This is a genomic window from Phenylobacterium terrae (assembly GCF_042681205.1).
Lineage (GTDB): Bacteria > Pseudomonadota > Alphaproteobacteria > Caulobacterales > Caulobacteraceae > Phenylobacterium > Phenylobacterium terrae.
On the sequence record NZ_JBHUEY010000012.1, the window covers coordinates 305302 to 320446 of the forward strand.

Here is a 15145-nt window from a genome sequence, read left to right on the forward strand (position 1 = left end):
AAGTCAATCGCAAGAAGCAAACCAGCGCCGCATTCCTCTCCCATTCATGGGAGAGGGGGACCGCCCGCCGAAGCCGGCTCGCCGGCTGAAGAGCGGGTGGTGGAGAGGGAAAGCCACGCGCTCAGCGGGACGGACCGCGACCGTCGAGCTGCCGGTGCTCCGCGCTCGTGGCTGGCCCTTTCCACCACCCGCTCTTCGCTGCGCTCGGCGGATGGTCCCCCTTTCCCGTGAACGGGAACGAAGAGGGCCTCACACCCGCCCGACCACCGGGATCAGCGCGCCGGTGACGGCGCTCGCCTGTTCCGAGGCCAGGAACAGGATCACCGCCGCCAGCTCCTCGGGCTTCACCCAGGTGTCGAACTTGGCCTTCGGCATGTCGGCGCGGTTGGTGGGGGTGTCGATGATGGAGGGCAGCACGGCGTTCACGGTCACGCCCGTCCCCTTCAGCTCCTCGGCCAGGGCCTCGGTCACCCGGTGCACACCGGCCTTGGAGGCGGCGTAGGCGCCCATGCCGGCGGCGGCCTTCACCGCCCCGTGCGCGCCGACGTTGACGATCCGGCCGGCCGAGCTCGCCTTGATGTGCGGCAGCGCGGCGCGGCTGGCGTTGACGCAGGTCTTGGTGTTCAGCGCGTACAGCCGGTCAAAGGCGGACACGTCCCCCTCCTCCAGCGTCTGCCAGACGAACCCGCCGGCGACGTTGACCAGCACGTCGAGGCCGCCCAGGCGCTGCGCGATCTCGTCGAACGCCGCCTTGGCCGCTGCAGGATCGGTCAGGTCCACCCCGCCGCGCACGAAAGCGCCCTCGGGCGCAGGGCCCGAGGGCGCGATGTCGATCAGCGCCAGCTGTCCGCCTTGATCGGCCGCCGCCTTCGCCACGGCCTGCCCGAGGACGCCGAAGGCGCCGGTGATCGCAATCTTCCGCCCGTTCATGGGCGGATGCTTATCAGAGCCGCTCGACGATCGTCACGTTGGCCATGCCGCCGCCTTCGCACATGGTCTGCAGGCCCCAGCGCTTGTTCCGGTTCTTCAGGGCATGCACCAGGGTCGCCATCAGCTTGGTGCCCGAGGCGCCCAGCGGGTGGCCGAGGGCGATGGCGCCGCCGTTGACGTTCAGCTTGTCCGGGTTCGCGCCGGTGGTGTTCAGCCAGGCCACCGGCACCGAGGCGAAGGCCTCGTTGACCTCGAACAGATCGATGTCGTCCACCTTCATGCCCGCCTTCTCCAGCGCGCGCTGGGTGGCGGGCAGCGGGGCTTCCAGCATGATCACGGGGTCGTGGCCCATCACCGACAGGTGGTGGATTCGCGCCATCGGCGTCAGGCCCAGTTCCTTCAGCGCCTTCTCCGAGACGATCATCACGCCCGAGGCGCCGTCGCAGATCTGGCTGGAGGTCGCCGCGGTGATCGCCCCGCCTTCCTGCAGCAGCTTGACGCCCTTGATGCCGTCCAGGCTGGCGTCGAAGCGGATGCCCTCATCCACCGTGTGGTCGCTCTCGGCGCCGGCCTCGTCCTTCACCTTCAGGGGCACGATCTCGTTCTTGAAGGCGCCGGCCTGGGTCGCGGCGATGGCCCGCTGGTGGCTCTGGTAGGCGTATTCGTCCAGCTGGTCCTTCGAGAGGCCGTACTTCTTGGCCATCATCTCGGCGCCCATGAACTGGGAGAACTGGATGTTCGGGTACTTCTCCTGGATGCCGGGGCTCATGTAGCTGCCCATGCCGGCCTGCGAGGCGAGCGCCGCGGACGAGCCCATCGGCACCCGGGTCATGCTCTCCACGCCCGAGGCGATCACCACGTCCATGGTCCCGCTCATCACCGCCTGGGCGGCGAACTGCAGCGCCTGCTGCGAGGAGCCGCACTGGCGGTCGACGCTGGTGCCCGGTACGCTTTCCGGCAGCTTGGAGGCCAGCACCGCGTTGCGGGCCACGTTGATCGCCTGCTGGCCGACCTGCATCACGCAGCCCATGACCACGTCCTCGACGCGGGCCGGATCGACGCCGGTGCGGTCCACCAGCTCGTTCAGCACCACCGCGCCCAGGTCCACCGGGTGCCAGTCCTTCAGCTTGCCGCCCTTGCGCCCGCCGGCGGTCCGCACCGCCTCCACGATGTAGGCTTCACCCATCTTCGTCACTCCCGTTCGGCCGCGCCTCGGCCGGTCGTGCGAAACTCTAGGCCGGCGCCGTGACGGAAGCCAACAGGGCCAATAGCTTGACCACAGGACGGCCGTCGATCGACATGGGTCCTCATCGCAAGGAAGCTGCCCTGCACCCTCCCCTGATCTTTCTGCCCGGCGCCGGCGCCTCGCCCGACTTCTGGCGGCCCCTGGCCGAACGCCTGCCTGGCGACTGGCCCCGGCGCCACCTCGGATGGCCGGGCCTCGGCGACCAGCCGGCGGCCGCGGACGTGAACTCGCTCGACGATCTTGTGCGCCTCGTCGAGGCGGCGATGGGCGATGGGCCGGCGGACTTGCTCGCCCAGTCGATGGGCGGCGTGGTCGCCCTGAAGGTCGCGCTGCGCAATCCGGGCAAGGTCCGGCGGCTGGTGCTGTCGGTGACCTCCGGCGGCGTGGACGCCGCCGCCCGCGCGGCGGCGCTGCACGACTGGCGCGCAGGCTACCAGCAGAACTACCCCAACGCCGCCGCCTGGATCCGCGAGGATCGCACGGACCTGACGGACCAGATCCCCGCCATCGGCTGCCCCGCCCTGCTCCTCTACGGCGACGCCGACCCGATCGCCCCGCCCTTCGTCGGCGAGCGGCTGGCCGGCCTGTTGCCGGAGGCGCGGCTGCACATCGTTGCGGGCGGTGACCACGACCTCGTCGTCAGCCGCGCAGACGAGGTCGCGCCGCTGATCCAGGCCCACCTGGCCTGAGCCCGGCGAATGGGTGACAGGTAGGGCTCGCGCCCAACCAGTCACCGAAGCGCGCCGGTGACTGGTTGCGCCGGAACGGCGCTGCCTGTCACCCGCTCCGTGTGTTCACGGCAGCCGCACGCCGCCCGAGCTTCGGCCGTAGAACTCGATCTTGAACGGGCCGAACCAGAAGGTCTTGCCGAGGCCGCGGGCGGCCCGGTCGGCGGTGAAGGCGAACTTCGGCGAGCGGGTGAGCCACTGCACGCCGGCCAGCGCGCCGAACAGGCCCGCCTGCACCAGCCCCTGGGCCATCCAGCCGGCGACGCCCAGCCATCTCGGCGGGCTGGCCGCCGCGCTGGCCGCCGTGGGTCCCTGCCCGTAAGCGAAGGCTCTCGCCAGCGTGTAGCGCAGGCTCAGCCGCGAGGGCACGGGGTCCTCCCAGACCCAGGCCTCCGCCGCCCAGGCGAACCGCGCCCCCGCCGCCTTCATCTGGCCGAACAAGAGGTCGTCCTCGCCGCCGATGTGGTTGCGGACGGCCGAGAAGGGCCGGTCAGGATCCGGCAGCGCCGCGCGCCGCAGCAGGCTGTTGCCGCAGCCGTAGTAGTGGTCGATCGCCCCGCTCTCGGCCGGCCCCTCGCGGGAGAAGAAGCGCTCCAGATACTCGCGATGGCGCACGACGTGCGGCGGCGCCCGCCCGCGCACGGGCCCGAACACCACGTCCGCCCCGTACCGCGCTTGCGCCTCCAGCAGCGCCGCCAGCCATCCCGGCGGCGCCTCCTCGTCGTCATCGAGGAAGGCGATCAGCTCTCCGGTCGCGGCCGCCATCGCCGCATTCCGGGCGTTGGCGACGCCGGGCTCCGGCGCATGGACGTAGCGGACCGGAAACGGCGCCTCGGCCGCGAACCCGCGGACATGGGCTTCAGCCGACCCCGCCGGATCGTTGTCGACGACGATCAGCTCCAGATCCAGCGGATCGACGCCCTGCTGCCCCAGCAGCGAGCGCACCGCCACGGCCAGCCCCTCCGGCCGGCGCACGGTCGGCACGATCAGGCTGACGCGGCGCGCCTCAGGCGAAGGTGCGGGCAAGGATGGCTTCCAGCGCGGCGGCGTCGGTCTCGTCGAAGGCGGCGGGCTCGGTCGCGTCCACGTCGAGCACGGCGATCAAGGCGCCGGCCCGGTCGAACACCGGCACGACGATCTCGCTCGCCGAGCGCGAGTCGCAGGCGATGTGGCCGGGGAAGGCGTGCACGTCCGGCACGACCTGCGTCGTCCGCGTCGCCGCCGCCGTCCCGCAGACGCCGCGGCCGAAGGCGATCCGCAGGCAGCCGAGCGTGCCCTGGTAGGGACCGACCACCAGCTCGTCCGGCTTGTCCGGATCGACCACGTAGAAGCCGGTCCAGAAGAAGTGCGGGAAGGTCGCAGCCAGCATCGAGGCGACGGTGGCCATCCGCGCCGTCAGGTTCGGCTCGCCCTCCAGCACTGCGGCGATCTCCTCGGCCAGCACGGCGTAGCGCTCGGCCTTCTCGCCCGGCAGGACTTTCTCGTTGAACGCCTCGGCCATGCAGCTCCGTCCGGTGGGTCCCCGCGTTCATCGTTCCTTAGAGCGCCGCTGACAAGGTCGCCCGCGTGACTGCTCTCGCCCCGTCGGCGCCCTTCGAGGCCAAGCTCAGCCGCTTCCTCCCGTCCGCGGCCGCCCTGACCGGCCTCATCGTCTATCTGGAGCTGCTGTTCGCGCCGCAGATCCTCAACGACGGCGACACCTACTGGCACATCCGGGCGGGCGAGTGGATGCTGGCCCACGGGCAGATCCTGCACGTCGACGTCTTCACCTACACCTACGCCGGCCGGCACTGGCAGACCCACGAGTGGCTGGCGGAGGTCGTCATGGCCCTGGCCTACCGCGTCGGCGGCTGGGGCGGCGTGATGGCGCTGACCGCCGGCTGCGCGGCCGCGGCCGGGGCGGTGGTCGCCGGATACCTGCGGCGCTGGCTCGCGCCGCTGCCGCTGACGCTGGCGCTGGTGCTTGGCCTCGCCTGTCTGGCGCCCGGTCTGCTCGCCCGGCCGCACGTCTACGCCTTCCCGCTGCTGGCCGCCTGGGTGGTCGGGCTGCTGCGCGCCCGCGACGCCCACCGCGCGCCGAGCCTGTGGCTGCTGCCGCTCATGGTGATCTGGGCCAACGTCCACGGCAGCTTCGTGCTCGGCCTGGCGCTGATCGGCCCGTTCGCCCTGGAAGCCCTGATCGAAGCGCGCGCCCGACCCTGGCCGACGATCCGCGCCTGGGGCCTGTTCGGCCTTGCCGCCCTCGCCGCCGCCGTCGTCACCCCGCACGGCGTGTCGGGCCTGATCTTCCCGTTCGAGCTGATGAGCCTGTCGACGATGCCGAGCATCGACGAATGGCGCCCGTTCGACTTCTCCACCTTCCAGCCGATGACGGTCGGGCTGTTCGTGGCGCTGTTCATCGGCTTCTGGCGCGGGATCCAGGTGCCCCCGATCCGCCTGATCGTCCTGCTCGGCCTGTTCTTCCTGGCGCTGCAGCACCAGCGCCACGCCATGGTGCTGGGCCTGCTCGCCCCGATGCTGCTCGCTCAGCCGATGAGCGGCCACGGCCAGCCGAAGGACAGCTTCCAGCGCTCGCCCCTGTGGGTCGCCGGCGCCGTCTTCGCCCTGCTCGCGGCCTTCACCGGCGCGCGTCTGGCGCTGCCGCACGAGCGGCAGGACGCGATCAGCACCCCCGCCTCGGCCCTCGCCTCGGTGCCCGCAGAGCTCGCCGGCCGTCCCGTGCTGAACGACTTCGGGTTCGGCGGCTACCTGATCTGGTCGGGCGTGAAGCCCTTCACCGACGGCCGCGCCGACATGTACGGCGACGCCTTCATGGCCGCCTACGACGAGGCGGTCAGCGGCGACCGGCCGGCGCTGGAAGCCCTGCTCGCCCGCTACGGCGTCGCCTGGACCATCTTCCACCCCAACAATCCGGCGGTCGGCGTGCTCGACCACCTGCCCGGCTGGCGGCGCCACTACGCCGACGCCCATGCGGTGGTGCACGTTCGGGCGGACGCCCGGGCCATGTCGCTGCGGGGCGCGGTGCGCTGAACAGCGGCGCCTCATTGCGGGCGCCCGCGGCCGCCAGGGTCGGCTAGGCTGACGCTTCCGAATCCGCCGCTCCCGCGAGACCGCCCCGACCTGTGCAGATGACCCCGGCCGACCCGGTCGAGGCGACGCCGCCTCCGCCCGCCCCGACCGCCGACGGCAAGATCCCGCCCGGCAAGCGGGTCCGCGCGGCGCTGATCCTGTTCTGCGCCATCGCCGCCGGCCTGTTCGTCTACCTCAGCATGACCCTGCCGCTCGGCCGGGCCCTGCAGCCGCTGGCCGACCCCAGCCTGGTGATCGAGGATTCCGGCGGCCGGCCGATCGCCCGGCTCGGCGGCTACAAGGAGCCGCCGGTTGAGGTCGAGAAGCTGCCGCCGCACGTCGCCCAGGCCTTCATCGCCATCGAGGACAGGCGCTTCTATTCCCACCCGGGCATCGACCCGCGGGGGCTGGCCCGGGCGATGGCGGCGAACGCCCGCGCCGGCCGCTGGGTGCAGGGCGGCAGCACCATCACCCAGCAGCTGGCCAAGAACGCCTTCCTGGACAGCCGCCGCGACCTGACGCGCAAGGGCAAGGAGGCGCTGATCGCCCTGTGGCTCGAGCTGCGCCTCTCCAAGGACGACATCCTCTCGCGCTACCTGTCGGCCATCTACTTCGGCGACGGGGTGTGGGGCCTGCGGGCCGCCGCCCGCCACTACTTCGACAAACCGCCGGAGGAGCTGACGCTCGGCGAGGCGGCCATGCTGGCCGGCATCGTCAAGGCGCCCTCGGCGCTGTCGCCCACCCGCAACCTGGAGGGCGCGCGCGAGCGGGCCCGGCTGGTGCTCGCGGTGATGGCCGAGCAGGGATTGATTACCGAGCGGCAGGCCCGCCGGGCCAGGCTGCCCAGGCCCCGCCGGGGCCGCGATCCCCTGCCCTCCGGCAGCTGGTTCGCCGACTGGGCTGCGCCCGACCTTCGCGAGGCCTACGGCGGCCGGTTCGGCGACGTGGCGGTGCGCACCACCCTCGACCGCCGGCTGCAGCGGCGGGCCGAGCAGATCATCGCCCGCGCCCTCGACGGGCAGGGCGGACGGGCGGGGGCCGACCAGGCCGCGCTGGTGGCGATGCGGCCGGACGGGCGGGTCGTGGCCCTGGTCGGCGGACGGCGCTACCAGGCCGGCGGCTTCAACCGCGCCACCCAGGCCAGGCGCCAGCCCGGCTCGGCCTTCAAGCTGTTCGTCTACCTCGCGGCGCTGCGGGCCGGCGCCGCTCCCGACAGCCGCGTGCTGGATGCGCCCATCGACGTGAACGGCTGGAAGCCGCAGAACTACGACGGCCGCTATCGCGGCGAAATCGACCTGACGACGGCCTTCGCCCACTCCAGCAACACCGCTGCGGTCCGGCTGACCCAGCAGGTGGGGCCGCGGGCCGTGATCCGCGCCGCCCGCGACCTCGGCGTCCGCTCGCCGCTGGAGCCCGCCCCGACGCTGGCGCTCGGCACCGAGGAGACCACGCTGATGGAGCTCACCGCCGCCTACGCCGCCGTCGCGTCCGGCGCGTATCCGGTCGTCCCGCGGGCCACCGACGAGCCCCTCCCCGGGCGCCGCGCCCGCCAGCGCCCCCTGCGCGAGCAGGAGGACCTGAAGGTGCTGCTGCAAGCCGTGGTCGACCGCGGCACCGGCCGTTCCGCTCGGCTGTCCCGACGGGCGTACGGCAAGACCGGCACCACCTCCGACTACCGCGACGCCCTGTTCGTCGGCTTCTCCGGCGATCTCGTGGTCGGCGTCTGGGTCGGGGCCGACGACCACAGCGCGATGCGGAACGTGACCGGCGGCGGCCTTCCGGCCCGCATCTGGCGCGACTTCATGAGCGGGGCGTCGGCCCGGGCCCGGCCGCCCCCGCTGCCCCCGTCCATCCCCGATCCCGAGCCGGTTCCGCCGCCGGAAGGCGTGGAGCTGCTCCCCTCGCCCCCCGACCTGCCGCCGCCCGAGGCCGGGCCCGGCGAGCTGCCGCCCAGCATTCCGCCGCCGATCGAGATCCCGCCGCCGGACCTGCCGCCCGCGATCCCGCCGCCCGGTTGACGCAATCGTGCCGGAACGCCGCCGCCGGTGCGGCATTGCGGGAACATGCGTGGAAGTCCCTGGGCTGTGCTCGCCGCGGCGGCCGTGCTCGGCTGCTCCCCCGGCATCCCGGACGAACAGCTCCAGCCGCCGGCGACGCCGCACCTCGATCGCGGCCGCGTGAGCGCGATGCTGGAACAGGCGGCGCAGTCGTCGAGCCTGGCCTGGGGCCGCGCCTACGGCTTCGTCACCGGCGCCGCGCCCAGCGCCGCCGGGCCGGCCATCGCCTCCTCCATCCGCTACTCCCGCGCCGAGGCGCTCGACGCCGGCGCCCAGCCGCCGCCCGCCGACATCCGTCGCGAGCTCGCGCCCTATTTCGGCGAGGAGCTGATGGACGACGTGAGGTGGACCCTCGCCGGCCACCGCCTCAGCCTCGGTTCGATTCTGGCCAGCTGGTACTTCGACGAGGCGGCGGTGACGCTGGAGGACGTCCTGGTCTTCTCCAGCCCCCACGCCAGCCGCAACCTGTGGCTCTGGGCCCACGAACTGGCGCACGTCGAGCAGTACCGGCGCTGGGGCGTCCAGGGCTTCGCCACCCGCTACGCGGCCGACTGGGCCGGGATAGAGCGGGCGGCGACCCGCCGGGCCGACGAGGTGATCGCCGACATCCGCCGCAAGCGCGCCGAAAGGGCCGCCGCGGCCGCGGCGCTCAAGACCTGAACTTCGGCGGCGCTTCCGGGATCGGGCCTCAGTTGCCCGCCGGCGCGGTCATCTTGCCGGCCCGCGACATGGGCGCGCCGTAGCGGGCGCGGTTCTCAGGCGTGTCCGGCACCGGGCCGTTGGTGATCAACCGCGTGGTCGCGCTGGCCGGCTCGGCGTACTCGGTCGCCGCCGGGGCGGCCGGAGGCGCCGGCGGCGGGGCGGTGTCGAGTTCCGCCAGCTCGGCGGGCGGCGCCCAGCCCGGACCGCGGGGCGTGGCGCTCGCGACCGCGATCTTCATCTGCGAGAAGGCGTCCCGCTCGGCCTGCTCGCGACACGACGGCACGGGGCTGGCGGGCGAGGCGCGCGAGGGCTCGCCCAGCTCGGTGCAGAGGTCGCGCGCCGTGTCGCGGATCCGCTGGCGCAGCATGTCCTGGCCGACCTGGGTGGTCAGGTCGAGGTCGCGGTAGCTGATCACGCGGGACAGCGTGGTCGGCCGCCCGTCAGGGCCGAACCGGCCGACGACGGTGATCTCCTCGACCTCCTGGGCGGCGGCCGGCATGGCCGTCACGCCCAGGCCGCCGACGGTAAGCAGGGCGCACAGCGCGCCGCTTCGAACGAGCTTGTGTGGGTTGGGCATCAGATCAGCTCCAGTGCGTTCACCGCCTGGCGCTCGCCCCCACCCCGCGTGCGGCAGGCGGCCTCTCAAGGCGCCGCCTCAACTGTCGGGCGCCCGACGCGGTTCCGTGCGGCCGCTCAGCGGGCCCCGAGCGCGGCGGCGCGGCTGCCGCGGGTGGAGAGCCCGGAGAGGCTGACGTGCGCCTGACCGACCACGGTGCCGATCGCCACGTCGGTCAGCACCCAGACGTCCGCCGCCGGCGCGCGGGCGAAGGTCGCGAACGCCTCGCCGGTGAGCACCGGGGACTTGCGACGGCTGCCGCCCAGGCCGCGGATCGGGTGGAAGGTCAGCCGGCAGCGCACCGCCGGCCCGAGCTTCAGCCCCTGTTGCGAGCGCAGCAGCCGCCCGGCCCCGGCCGGTGCGAAGGTGAGGTCGTAGCGCTGCTTGCCGTCGAAGAAGGCGAGGCGGCCGCGGCACGGGTTGCCGGACGCCGGCGTCAGCATCAGGCCTAGGATCTGGGTCAGCGGATCGGCCGATCCGTCCTTCTGCGGAAAGGCGACCGCGCGCTGCTTGCGCCCCTCGGCCTGGGTGAAGCGGCGGGCGAGCGGCCGGCCCGCGGCGACGGCGCCGGTGGACTGGGCCAGGATGCTGTAGGGCTTGATGAAGCCCAGCGCGCCGGCGCTCTTGACCCGGGCCCCGGCCCGGAACCGCGTGCGCTCGACCACATGGTCGCTGCGGGCCTCCAGGACCTTCACGTGCAGCCGGCCCTCGTAGTGCAGCGTCAGGGTCAGCGGCGCCGCCGCCGGCTGGGCCGCGAGCGCCGAAGGGGCGGCGGCCGCGGCCGCCGCGAGGGCGAGGATGCGGGCGATCGCGCGGACCACGGCGCTGGGCCTAGAGCCTGGCCGCGTGCCAGGCGATGTGCTCGCCAATGAAGCTCGCGATGAAGAAGTAGGAGTGGTCGTAGCCCTCGCGCCGGTTCAGCGTCAGCCCCTGCCCGGTCGCTCGGCAGGCTTCTTCCAGCAGCTCGGGCTTGAGCTGGTCCGCAAGGAAGCCGTCGGCCAGGCCCTGGTCCACCAGGATCTCGTCGAACCGACCGCGGGCCGCGCCCGCTTCGATCAGCCGGGCCGCATCGTGCTGCAGCCAGCCGTCCTCGTCCGCGCCGAGATAGGCGGCGAAGGCCTTGCGGCCCCACTCGCACCGAGTCGGCGAGCAGATCGGCGCGAAGGCCGAGACCGAGCGGAACAGCTCCGGCTGGCGCAGGGCCAGGGTCAGCGCCCCGTGCCCGCCCATGGAATGGCCGAAGATCCCGCAGCGGGCCAGGTCCACGGGAAATTCCGCCAGCGCCTGGAGGAGGTCGCCGGTGACGTAGCTCTCCATGCGGAAATGCGCCGCCCAGGGCGGCTCGGTCGCGTCCACGTAGAAGCCGGCGCCCTGCCCAAGGTCGTAGGCCGGATCGTCCGCCACACCCTCGCCGCGCGGGCTGGTGTCCGGGGCGACGATCGCCACGCCGGCCTTCGCCGCCGCGCCGTACGCGCCGGCCTTGGTGGTGAAGTTGTCCTCGGTGCAGGTCAGGCCCGAGAGCCAGATCAGCACCGGATGCGGCCCCTCGCCGGGCGGGACGAAGATCGAGAACCGCATCGGCGTGCCGGTGGCCGCGCTATCGTGCCGGCAGTAGCTCAGCCGGCCGTCGTGGACCTTGTGCGACTGGAGGGTCTCGACGCCCATCAGTAGACCACGACCGAGCGGATGCTCTCGCCGCGATGCATCAGGTCGAAGGCCTCGTTGATCCGCTCCAGCGGCAGGACGTGGGTGATCATCGGGTCGATCTCGATCTTCCCGTCCATGTACCAGTCGACGATCTTCGGCACGTCGGTGCGCCCGCGCGCACCGCCGAACGCCGTACCCTTCCACACCCGGCCGGTGACCAGCTGGAAGGGCCGCGTGGCGATCTCCTTGCCGGCCTCGGCGACGCCGATGATGACGCTCTCGCCCCAGCCGCGATGGCAGGCCTCCAACGCCTGGCGCATGACGTCGGTGTTGCCGGTGCAGTCGAAGGTGTAGTCGGCCCCGCCGCCGGTCAGCTCCACCAGGTGGGCGACCAGGTCGCCCGAGACCGTCTTCGGATTGACGAAGTGGGTCATGCCGAACCGGCGGCCCCATTCCTCGCGGTCAGGGTTGATGTCGACGCCGACGATCATCCCGGCGCCGACCATCTTCAGCCCCTGGATGACGTTGAGCCCGATGCCGCCCAGGCCGAAGACGACGCAGTTGGCGCCGGCCTCCACGTCGGCCGTGTTGACCACCGCGCCGACGCCGGTCGTCACCCCGCAGCCGATGTAGCAGGCCTTATCGAACGGCGCGTCCTGCCGAATCTTCGCCACCGCGATCTCGGGCAGGACCGTGTAGTTCGAGAAGGTCGAGCAGCCCATGTAGTGGAAGACCGTCTGGCCCTTGTAGGAGAACCGGCTGGTCCCGTCGGGCATCAGCCCCTTGCCCTGGGTGGCGCGGATCGCCGTGCACAGGTTGGTCTTGCGCGACAGGCAGCTTTTGCACTGCCGGCATTCGGGCGTGTAGAGCGGGATCACGTGGTCGCCGGGCTTCACGCTGGTGACGCCCGCGCCGACCTCCACCACCACGCCCGCGCCCTCGTGGCCCAGGATGGACGGGAAGATGCCTTCGGAGTCGAAGCCGTCCAGGGTGTAGGCGTCGGTGTGGCAGATTCCCGTCGCCTTGATCTCCACCAGCACCTCGCCGGCCTTGGGCCCCTCGAGGTCGAGCTCGACGATCTCGAGCGGCTTCTTGGCCTCGAAAGCGACGGCGGCGCGGGTCTTCATCGGGATCACCTCTGGCGGCGTGGGGAGGGCCCGAAAATGTCACGTCCCGCCGGCGGCGCAAGGCGGGGGTTGGCGGAGCGCACGCAACACAAACTCCGCTCATCCCGGCGTTCGCCGGGAAGAGCGGTTAGTGGGGCGCTAGTGCGTCTGCGAGTGCGCGCCGCCGGGCCGCGAGATCTCGCTGAGCGCTTCGCCGGCCCGCCGCGGCTCTTCGCGGCCGGCCAGGTCGCCGATGGAGATGATGCCCACCAGCCGCTTCTCGGCGTTCAGCACCGGCATGCGGCGGACCTGCTGCTCGCCCATGTTCTCCAGCACGTCCTCGGCGTCGTCGTCCTCGAAGCAGTAGCGGACGTCCTGGGTCATCACCTCGCGGATCTTGGCGTCCGGGCCCTTGCCCTCGCCGACCCCGCGGACGGCGATGTCGCGGTCGGTGATCATCCCGACCAGCCGGTCGTTCTCGCCCACCGGCAGGACGCCGGCGTCCAGGTCGGCCATGGCGCGTGCGGCCTCGCGCAAGGTCTCGTCGGGACTGGCCAGCCTCACGTCCCGGGTCATGCATTCGCCTACCTTCATGGCGGTCTCCTGTGGTGCGGGTTCGCCCCCCGAAACGCCTTGCGACAACCCGCGCCGGACCGGCGCAGTTCCGACGCCTCCCGGCCGGAACAAGCGGGCCGCCGCACGGTTTGGTGAGCGCTGGGGATGAGGGACGGGAAGCCCATGCTCGACGTCGTCCAGGCTCGCGAGAAGATGGTGGAGCGGCAGATCCGCCGCCGGGGCGTCGCCGACGCCCACGTTCTCGAGGCGATGCGGAGCGTGCCGCGCGAGGCCTTCGTCACCCCCGGTCTCGAGGAGTTCGCCTACGAGGACTCCGCCCTGCCGATCGAGGCCGGCCAGACCCTCTCCCAGCCCTACATCGTGGCCCTGATGATCCAGGCCGCGGAGATCCGGCCGGGCGACCGGGTGCTCGAGATCGGCGCCGGATCCGGCTACGCGGCCGCGGTGATGAGCCGGATCGCCGGCGAGGTCTACGCCATCGAGCGGCATGAGGCGCTGAGCGCGCTCGCCCGCCAGCGGCTGGACCGGCTGGGCTACGACAACGTCCAGCTGCGCACCGCCGACGGGACGGGCGGCTGGCCCGAGCAGGCGCCGTTCGACGCGATCCTCGTCGCCGCCGGCGGGCCCGGCGTGCCCCAGCCGCTGAAGGACCAGCTCGAGATCGGCGGCCGCCTCGTGATGCCCGTGGGCGACACCCCCCGCGACCAGCGGCTGGTGAAGGTCACCCGCACCGGCGCGACCCACTTCGAGGAGGACGACCTGGGGCCGGTGATGTTCGTGCCGCTGATCGGCGAGCACGGCTGGGACGAGGGCGAGGCCGAGGCCCGCCGGCCGGCCGAACCGCGCAGCTTCAAGGCGCCGTCCGCCCCCGCGCCCATCCCGCAACTGATCCACGAGGCGGCCGAGCCGCTGCCTGACCCGGCCGATCCCAGATTCGCCGAGGCCTTCGACCGCTTCGCCGACGCCCGCGTGGTGCTGCTGGGCGAAGCCAGCCACGGCACGTCCGAGTTCTACCGCGCCCGCGCCGCCATCACCCGGCGGCTGATCGAGCGGCACGGCTTTTCCATCGTCGCCTGGGAGGCCGACTGGCCCGACGCCGCCAGCCTCGACCGCTACGTGCGCCAGCGGCCCGCCCCGGCCCATGCCGAGCCGCCGTTCCGCCGCTTCCCGACCTGGATGTGGCGCAACACCGACGTGGAGGCCTTCGTCGAAGGGCTGCGGGCCTGGAACGAAGCCCTGCCGCCCGAGCGGCGGGCCGGCATCTACGGGCTGGACCTCTACAACCTCTCCGCTTCCATCCAGGCGGTCCTGGGCTACCTCGACGAGGTCGACCCCGACGCGGCCCGCGTCGCGCGCCAGCGCTACGGCTGCCTCACCCCCTGGGCCAAGGAGCCGCAGGCCTACGGCCGCATGGCGCTCAGCTCAGGCTACGCCCGCTGCGAGGAGGCGGTGATCAAGACGCTGGGCGACATGCTCTCCAAGCAGCTCGAGTACGTCGGCCAGGACGGCGAGGCCTTCCTGGACGCCACCGCCAACGCCCGGCTCGTCAAGAACGCCGAAGCCTACTACCGGGCCATGTATTACGGCGCGGCCTCCAGCTGGAACCTGCGCGACACCCACATGTTCGAGACGCTCTGCGCGATCCTCGACGCCAAGGGGCCGCAGGCGAAGGCCGTCGTCTGGGCCCACAACTCCCACATCGGCGACGCCTCCAAGACCGAGATGGGCATCGTCCGCGAGGAGCTGAACATCGGCCAGCTGTGCCGCGAGAGGTTCGGCGATCAGGCCGCCCTGATCGGCTTCGGCACCCACACCGGCACGGTCGCCTGCGCCGACGACTGGGACGAGCCGATGGTGGTCAAGAAGGTGAACCCCTCGCACGCCGACAGCTACGAGCGGCTGGCCCACGAGGCCGGCGAGCCGCGGTTCCTCCTCGACCTGCGCGAAGGCCGCCACGAGGCGCTGCGCCACCGCCTCCTGGGGCCGCGGCTCGAGCGGTTCATCGGGGTGATCTACCGGCCGCAGACCGAGATCTGGAGCCACTACGTCGAGTGCTCCCTGCCCCAGCAGTTCGACGCCTACGTCTGGTTCGACGAGACGAACGCGGTGACCCCGCTGCCGACCCGCGCGCGCCGCGGCGCCGAGGAGACCTACCCCTTCGGCCTCTGAAGGAGCGCCCTCATGAACACCCAGCCCCCGGGCGATCCCCTGCCCCCGCCCATCCCGCCGGAAATGCCCCAGCAGCCTCCGCCGGAGGACACCCCCGTCTATCCCGACCCGGACAATCCGACCGGCCTGCCGGCTACGCCGGGGGACGACAAGCCGGTGGTGTGAAGGTCACTGGCGGGGCCAACAAGAGACGTCATCCCGGACGGCCGAAGGCCGATCCGGGACCCAACCGCCGAGCGTACGAACTGGGTCCCGGCTCTCCAGCCCGCTCGCGGGCTTCCGGCCGGGATGACGGGTGG

Annotated in this window: 15 protein-coding genes; 6 read left to right on the plus strand and 9 right to left on the minus strand. The window is 72.6% G+C overall.

The features are described 5' to 3' along the window. Positions 1–249 precede the first annotated feature (249 nt). Both ACFSC0_RS21030 and ACFSC0_RS21035 read right to left on the minus strand, forming a co-directional pair. Positions 250–930, minus strand: a complete 681-nt coding sequence (locus ACFSC0_RS21030; RefSeq protein ID WP_377283465.1) for an SDR family NAD(P)-dependent oxidoreductase — start codon at positions 928–930, stop codon at positions 250–252. 13 nt (positions 931–943) lie between these two features. Further along, a complete protein-coding gene (locus ACFSC0_RS21035; RefSeq protein ID WP_377283466.1) occupies positions 944–2116 on the minus strand; it encodes an acetyl-CoA C-acetyltransferase in 1173 nt (390 codons plus the stop codon). Positions 2117–2229: 113 nt separating this feature from the next. Between ACFSC0_RS21035 and ACFSC0_RS21040 the strand changes: the two genes are divergently transcribed. Then, complete coding sequence (locus ACFSC0_RS21040; RefSeq protein WP_377283467.1) at positions 2230–2865, plus strand: alpha/beta fold hydrolase; 636 nt, start codon at positions 2230–2232, stop codon at positions 2863–2865. Between the two features lie 105 nt (positions 2866–2970). On the opposite strand, the gene ACFSC0_RS21045 is transcribed toward ACFSC0_RS21040, so the two are convergent. Beyond that, on the minus strand, positions 2971–3930 hold the full coding sequence (locus ACFSC0_RS21045; protein WP_377283468.1) for a glycosyltransferase family 2 protein: 960 nt from the start codon (positions 3928–3930) through the stop codon (positions 2971–2973). Continuing rightward, complete coding sequence (locus ACFSC0_RS21050; protein ID WP_377283469.1) at positions 3911–4405, minus strand: GAF domain-containing protein; 495 nt, start codon at positions 4403–4405, stop codon at positions 3911–3913. The genes ACFSC0_RS21045 and ACFSC0_RS21050 overlap by 20 nt, the downstream gene beginning before the upstream one ends. 65 nt (positions 4406–4470) lie before the next feature. On the opposite strand from ACFSC0_RS21050, the gene ACFSC0_RS21055 reads away from it, so the two are divergent. The 3 genes from ACFSC0_RS21055 to ACFSC0_RS21065 all read left to right on the plus strand — a co-directional run bounded on the left by ACFSC0_RS21055 (position 4471) and on the right by ACFSC0_RS21065 (position 8690). After that, positions 4471–5934: a hypothetical protein gene (locus tag ACFSC0_RS21055; protein ID WP_377283470.1), complete on the plus strand. Its 1464-nt coding sequence runs from the start codon at positions 4471–4473 to the stop codon at positions 5932–5934. 98 nt (positions 5935–6032) lie between these two features. Then, on the plus strand, positions 6033–7991 hold the full coding sequence (locus ACFSC0_RS21060; protein WP_377283471.1) for a transglycosylase domain-containing protein: 1959 nt from the start codon (positions 6033–6035) through the stop codon (positions 7989–7991). A gap of 45 nt (positions 7992–8036) precedes the next feature. Next, a complete protein-coding gene (locus tag ACFSC0_RS21065; RefSeq protein ID WP_377283472.1) occupies positions 8037–8690 on the plus strand; it encodes an eCIS core domain-containing protein in 654 nt (217 codons plus the stop codon). A gap of 28 nt (positions 8691–8718) precedes the next feature. On the opposite strand, the gene ACFSC0_RS21070 is transcribed toward ACFSC0_RS21065, so the two are convergent. The 5 genes from ACFSC0_RS21070 to ACFSC0_RS21090 all read right to left on the minus strand — a co-directional run bounded on the left by ACFSC0_RS21070 (position 8719) and on the right by ACFSC0_RS21090 (position 12695). Next, positions 8719–9309, minus strand: a complete 591-nt coding sequence (locus ACFSC0_RS21070; RefSeq protein ID WP_377283473.1) for a UrcA family protein — start codon at positions 9307–9309, stop codon at positions 8719–8721. Positions 9310–9425: 116 nt separating this feature from the next. Then, the gene (locus tag ACFSC0_RS21075; protein WP_377283474.1) at positions 9426–10169 is read right to left on the minus strand and encodes a hypothetical protein; all 744 of its coding nucleotides are present in this window, start codon (positions 10167–10169) and stop codon (positions 9426–9428) included. A 10-nt stretch (positions 10170–10179) separates the two neighbouring features. Further along, complete coding sequence (gene fghA / locus ACFSC0_RS21080) at positions 10180–11013, minus strand: S-formylglutathione hydrolase (RefSeq protein WP_377283475.1); 834 nt, start codon at positions 11011–11013, stop codon at positions 10180–10182. Beyond that, positions 11013–12122 (minus strand): S-(hydroxymethyl)glutathione dehydrogenase/class III alcohol dehydrogenase, encoded by a 1110-nt coding sequence (locus ACFSC0_RS21085; RefSeq protein ID WP_377283476.1) that lies wholly within the window; start codon positions 12120–12122, stop codon positions 11013–11015. Before ACFSC0_RS21085 ends, fghA begins: the two co-directional genes overlap by 1 nt. 138 nt (positions 12123–12260) lie before the next feature. Continuing rightward, positions 12261–12695, minus strand: coding sequence for a CBS domain-containing protein (locus ACFSC0_RS21090; RefSeq protein ID WP_377283477.1), 435 nt, complete (start codon positions 12693–12695; stop codon positions 12261–12263). Between the two features lie 144 nt (positions 12696–12839). On the opposite strand from ACFSC0_RS21090, the gene ACFSC0_RS21095 reads away from it, so the two are divergent. Next, positions 12840–14846 (plus strand): protein-L-isoaspartate(D-aspartate) O-methyltransferase, encoded by a 2007-nt coding sequence (locus ACFSC0_RS21095; RefSeq protein ID WP_377283478.1) that lies wholly within the window; start codon positions 12840–12842, stop codon positions 14844–14846. 12 nt (positions 14847–14858) lie between these two features. Further along, positions 14859–15011, plus strand: coding sequence for a hypothetical protein (locus tag ACFSC0_RS21100; protein WP_377283479.1), 153 nt, complete (start codon positions 14859–14861; stop codon positions 15009–15011). Positions 15012–15145: the final 134 nt, after the last annotated feature.

Bases quoted from the DNA above. Each gene is read 5' to 3' on its own strand.
- ACFSC0_RS21030 (WP_377283465.1), bottom strand. From the start codon at position 930: ATGAACGGGCGGAAGATTGCGATCACCGGCGCCTTCGGCGTCCTCGGG.
- ACFSC0_RS21035 (WP_377283466.1), bottom strand. From the start codon at position 2,116: ATGGGTGAAGCCTACATCGTGGAGGCGGTGCGGACCGCCGGCGGGCGC.
- ACFSC0_RS21040 (WP_377283467.1), top strand. From the start codon at position 2,230: ATGGGTCCTCATCGCAAGGAAGCTGCCCTGCACCCTCCCCTGATCTTT.
- ACFSC0_RS21050 (WP_377283469.1), bottom strand. From the start codon at position 4,405: ATGGCCGAGGCGTTCAACGAGAAAGTCCTGCCGGGCGAGAAGGCCGAG.
- ACFSC0_RS21060 (WP_377283471.1), top strand. From the start codon at position 6,033: ATGACCCCGGCCGACCCGGTCGAGGCGACGCCGCCTCCGCCCGCCCCG.
- ACFSC0_RS21065 (WP_377283472.1), top strand. From the start codon at position 8,037: ATGCGTGGAAGTCCCTGGGCTGTGCTCGCCGCGGCGGCCGTGCTCGGC.
- ACFSC0_RS21070 (WP_377283473.1), bottom strand. From the start codon at position 9,309: ATGCCCAACCCACACAAGCTCGTTCGAAGCGGCGCGCTGTGCGCCCTG.
- fghA (WP_377283475.1), bottom strand. From the start codon at position 11,013: ATGGGCGTCGAGACCCTCCAGTCGCACAAGGTCCACGACGGCCGGCTG.
- ACFSC0_RS21085 (WP_377283476.1), bottom strand. From the start codon at position 12,122: ATGAAGACCCGCGCCGCCGTCGCTTTCGAGGCCAAGAAGCCGCTCGAG.
- ACFSC0_RS21090 (WP_377283477.1), bottom strand. From the start codon at position 12,695: ATGAAGGTAGGCGAATGCATGACCCGGGACGTGAGGCTGGCCAGTCCC.
- ACFSC0_RS21095 (WP_377283478.1), top strand. From the start codon at position 12,840: ATGCTCGACGTCGTCCAGGCTCGCGAGAAGATGGTGGAGCGGCAGATC.
- ACFSC0_RS21100 (WP_377283479.1), top strand. From the start codon at position 14,859: ATGAACACCCAGCCCCCGGGCGATCCCCTGCCCCCGCCCATCCCGCCG.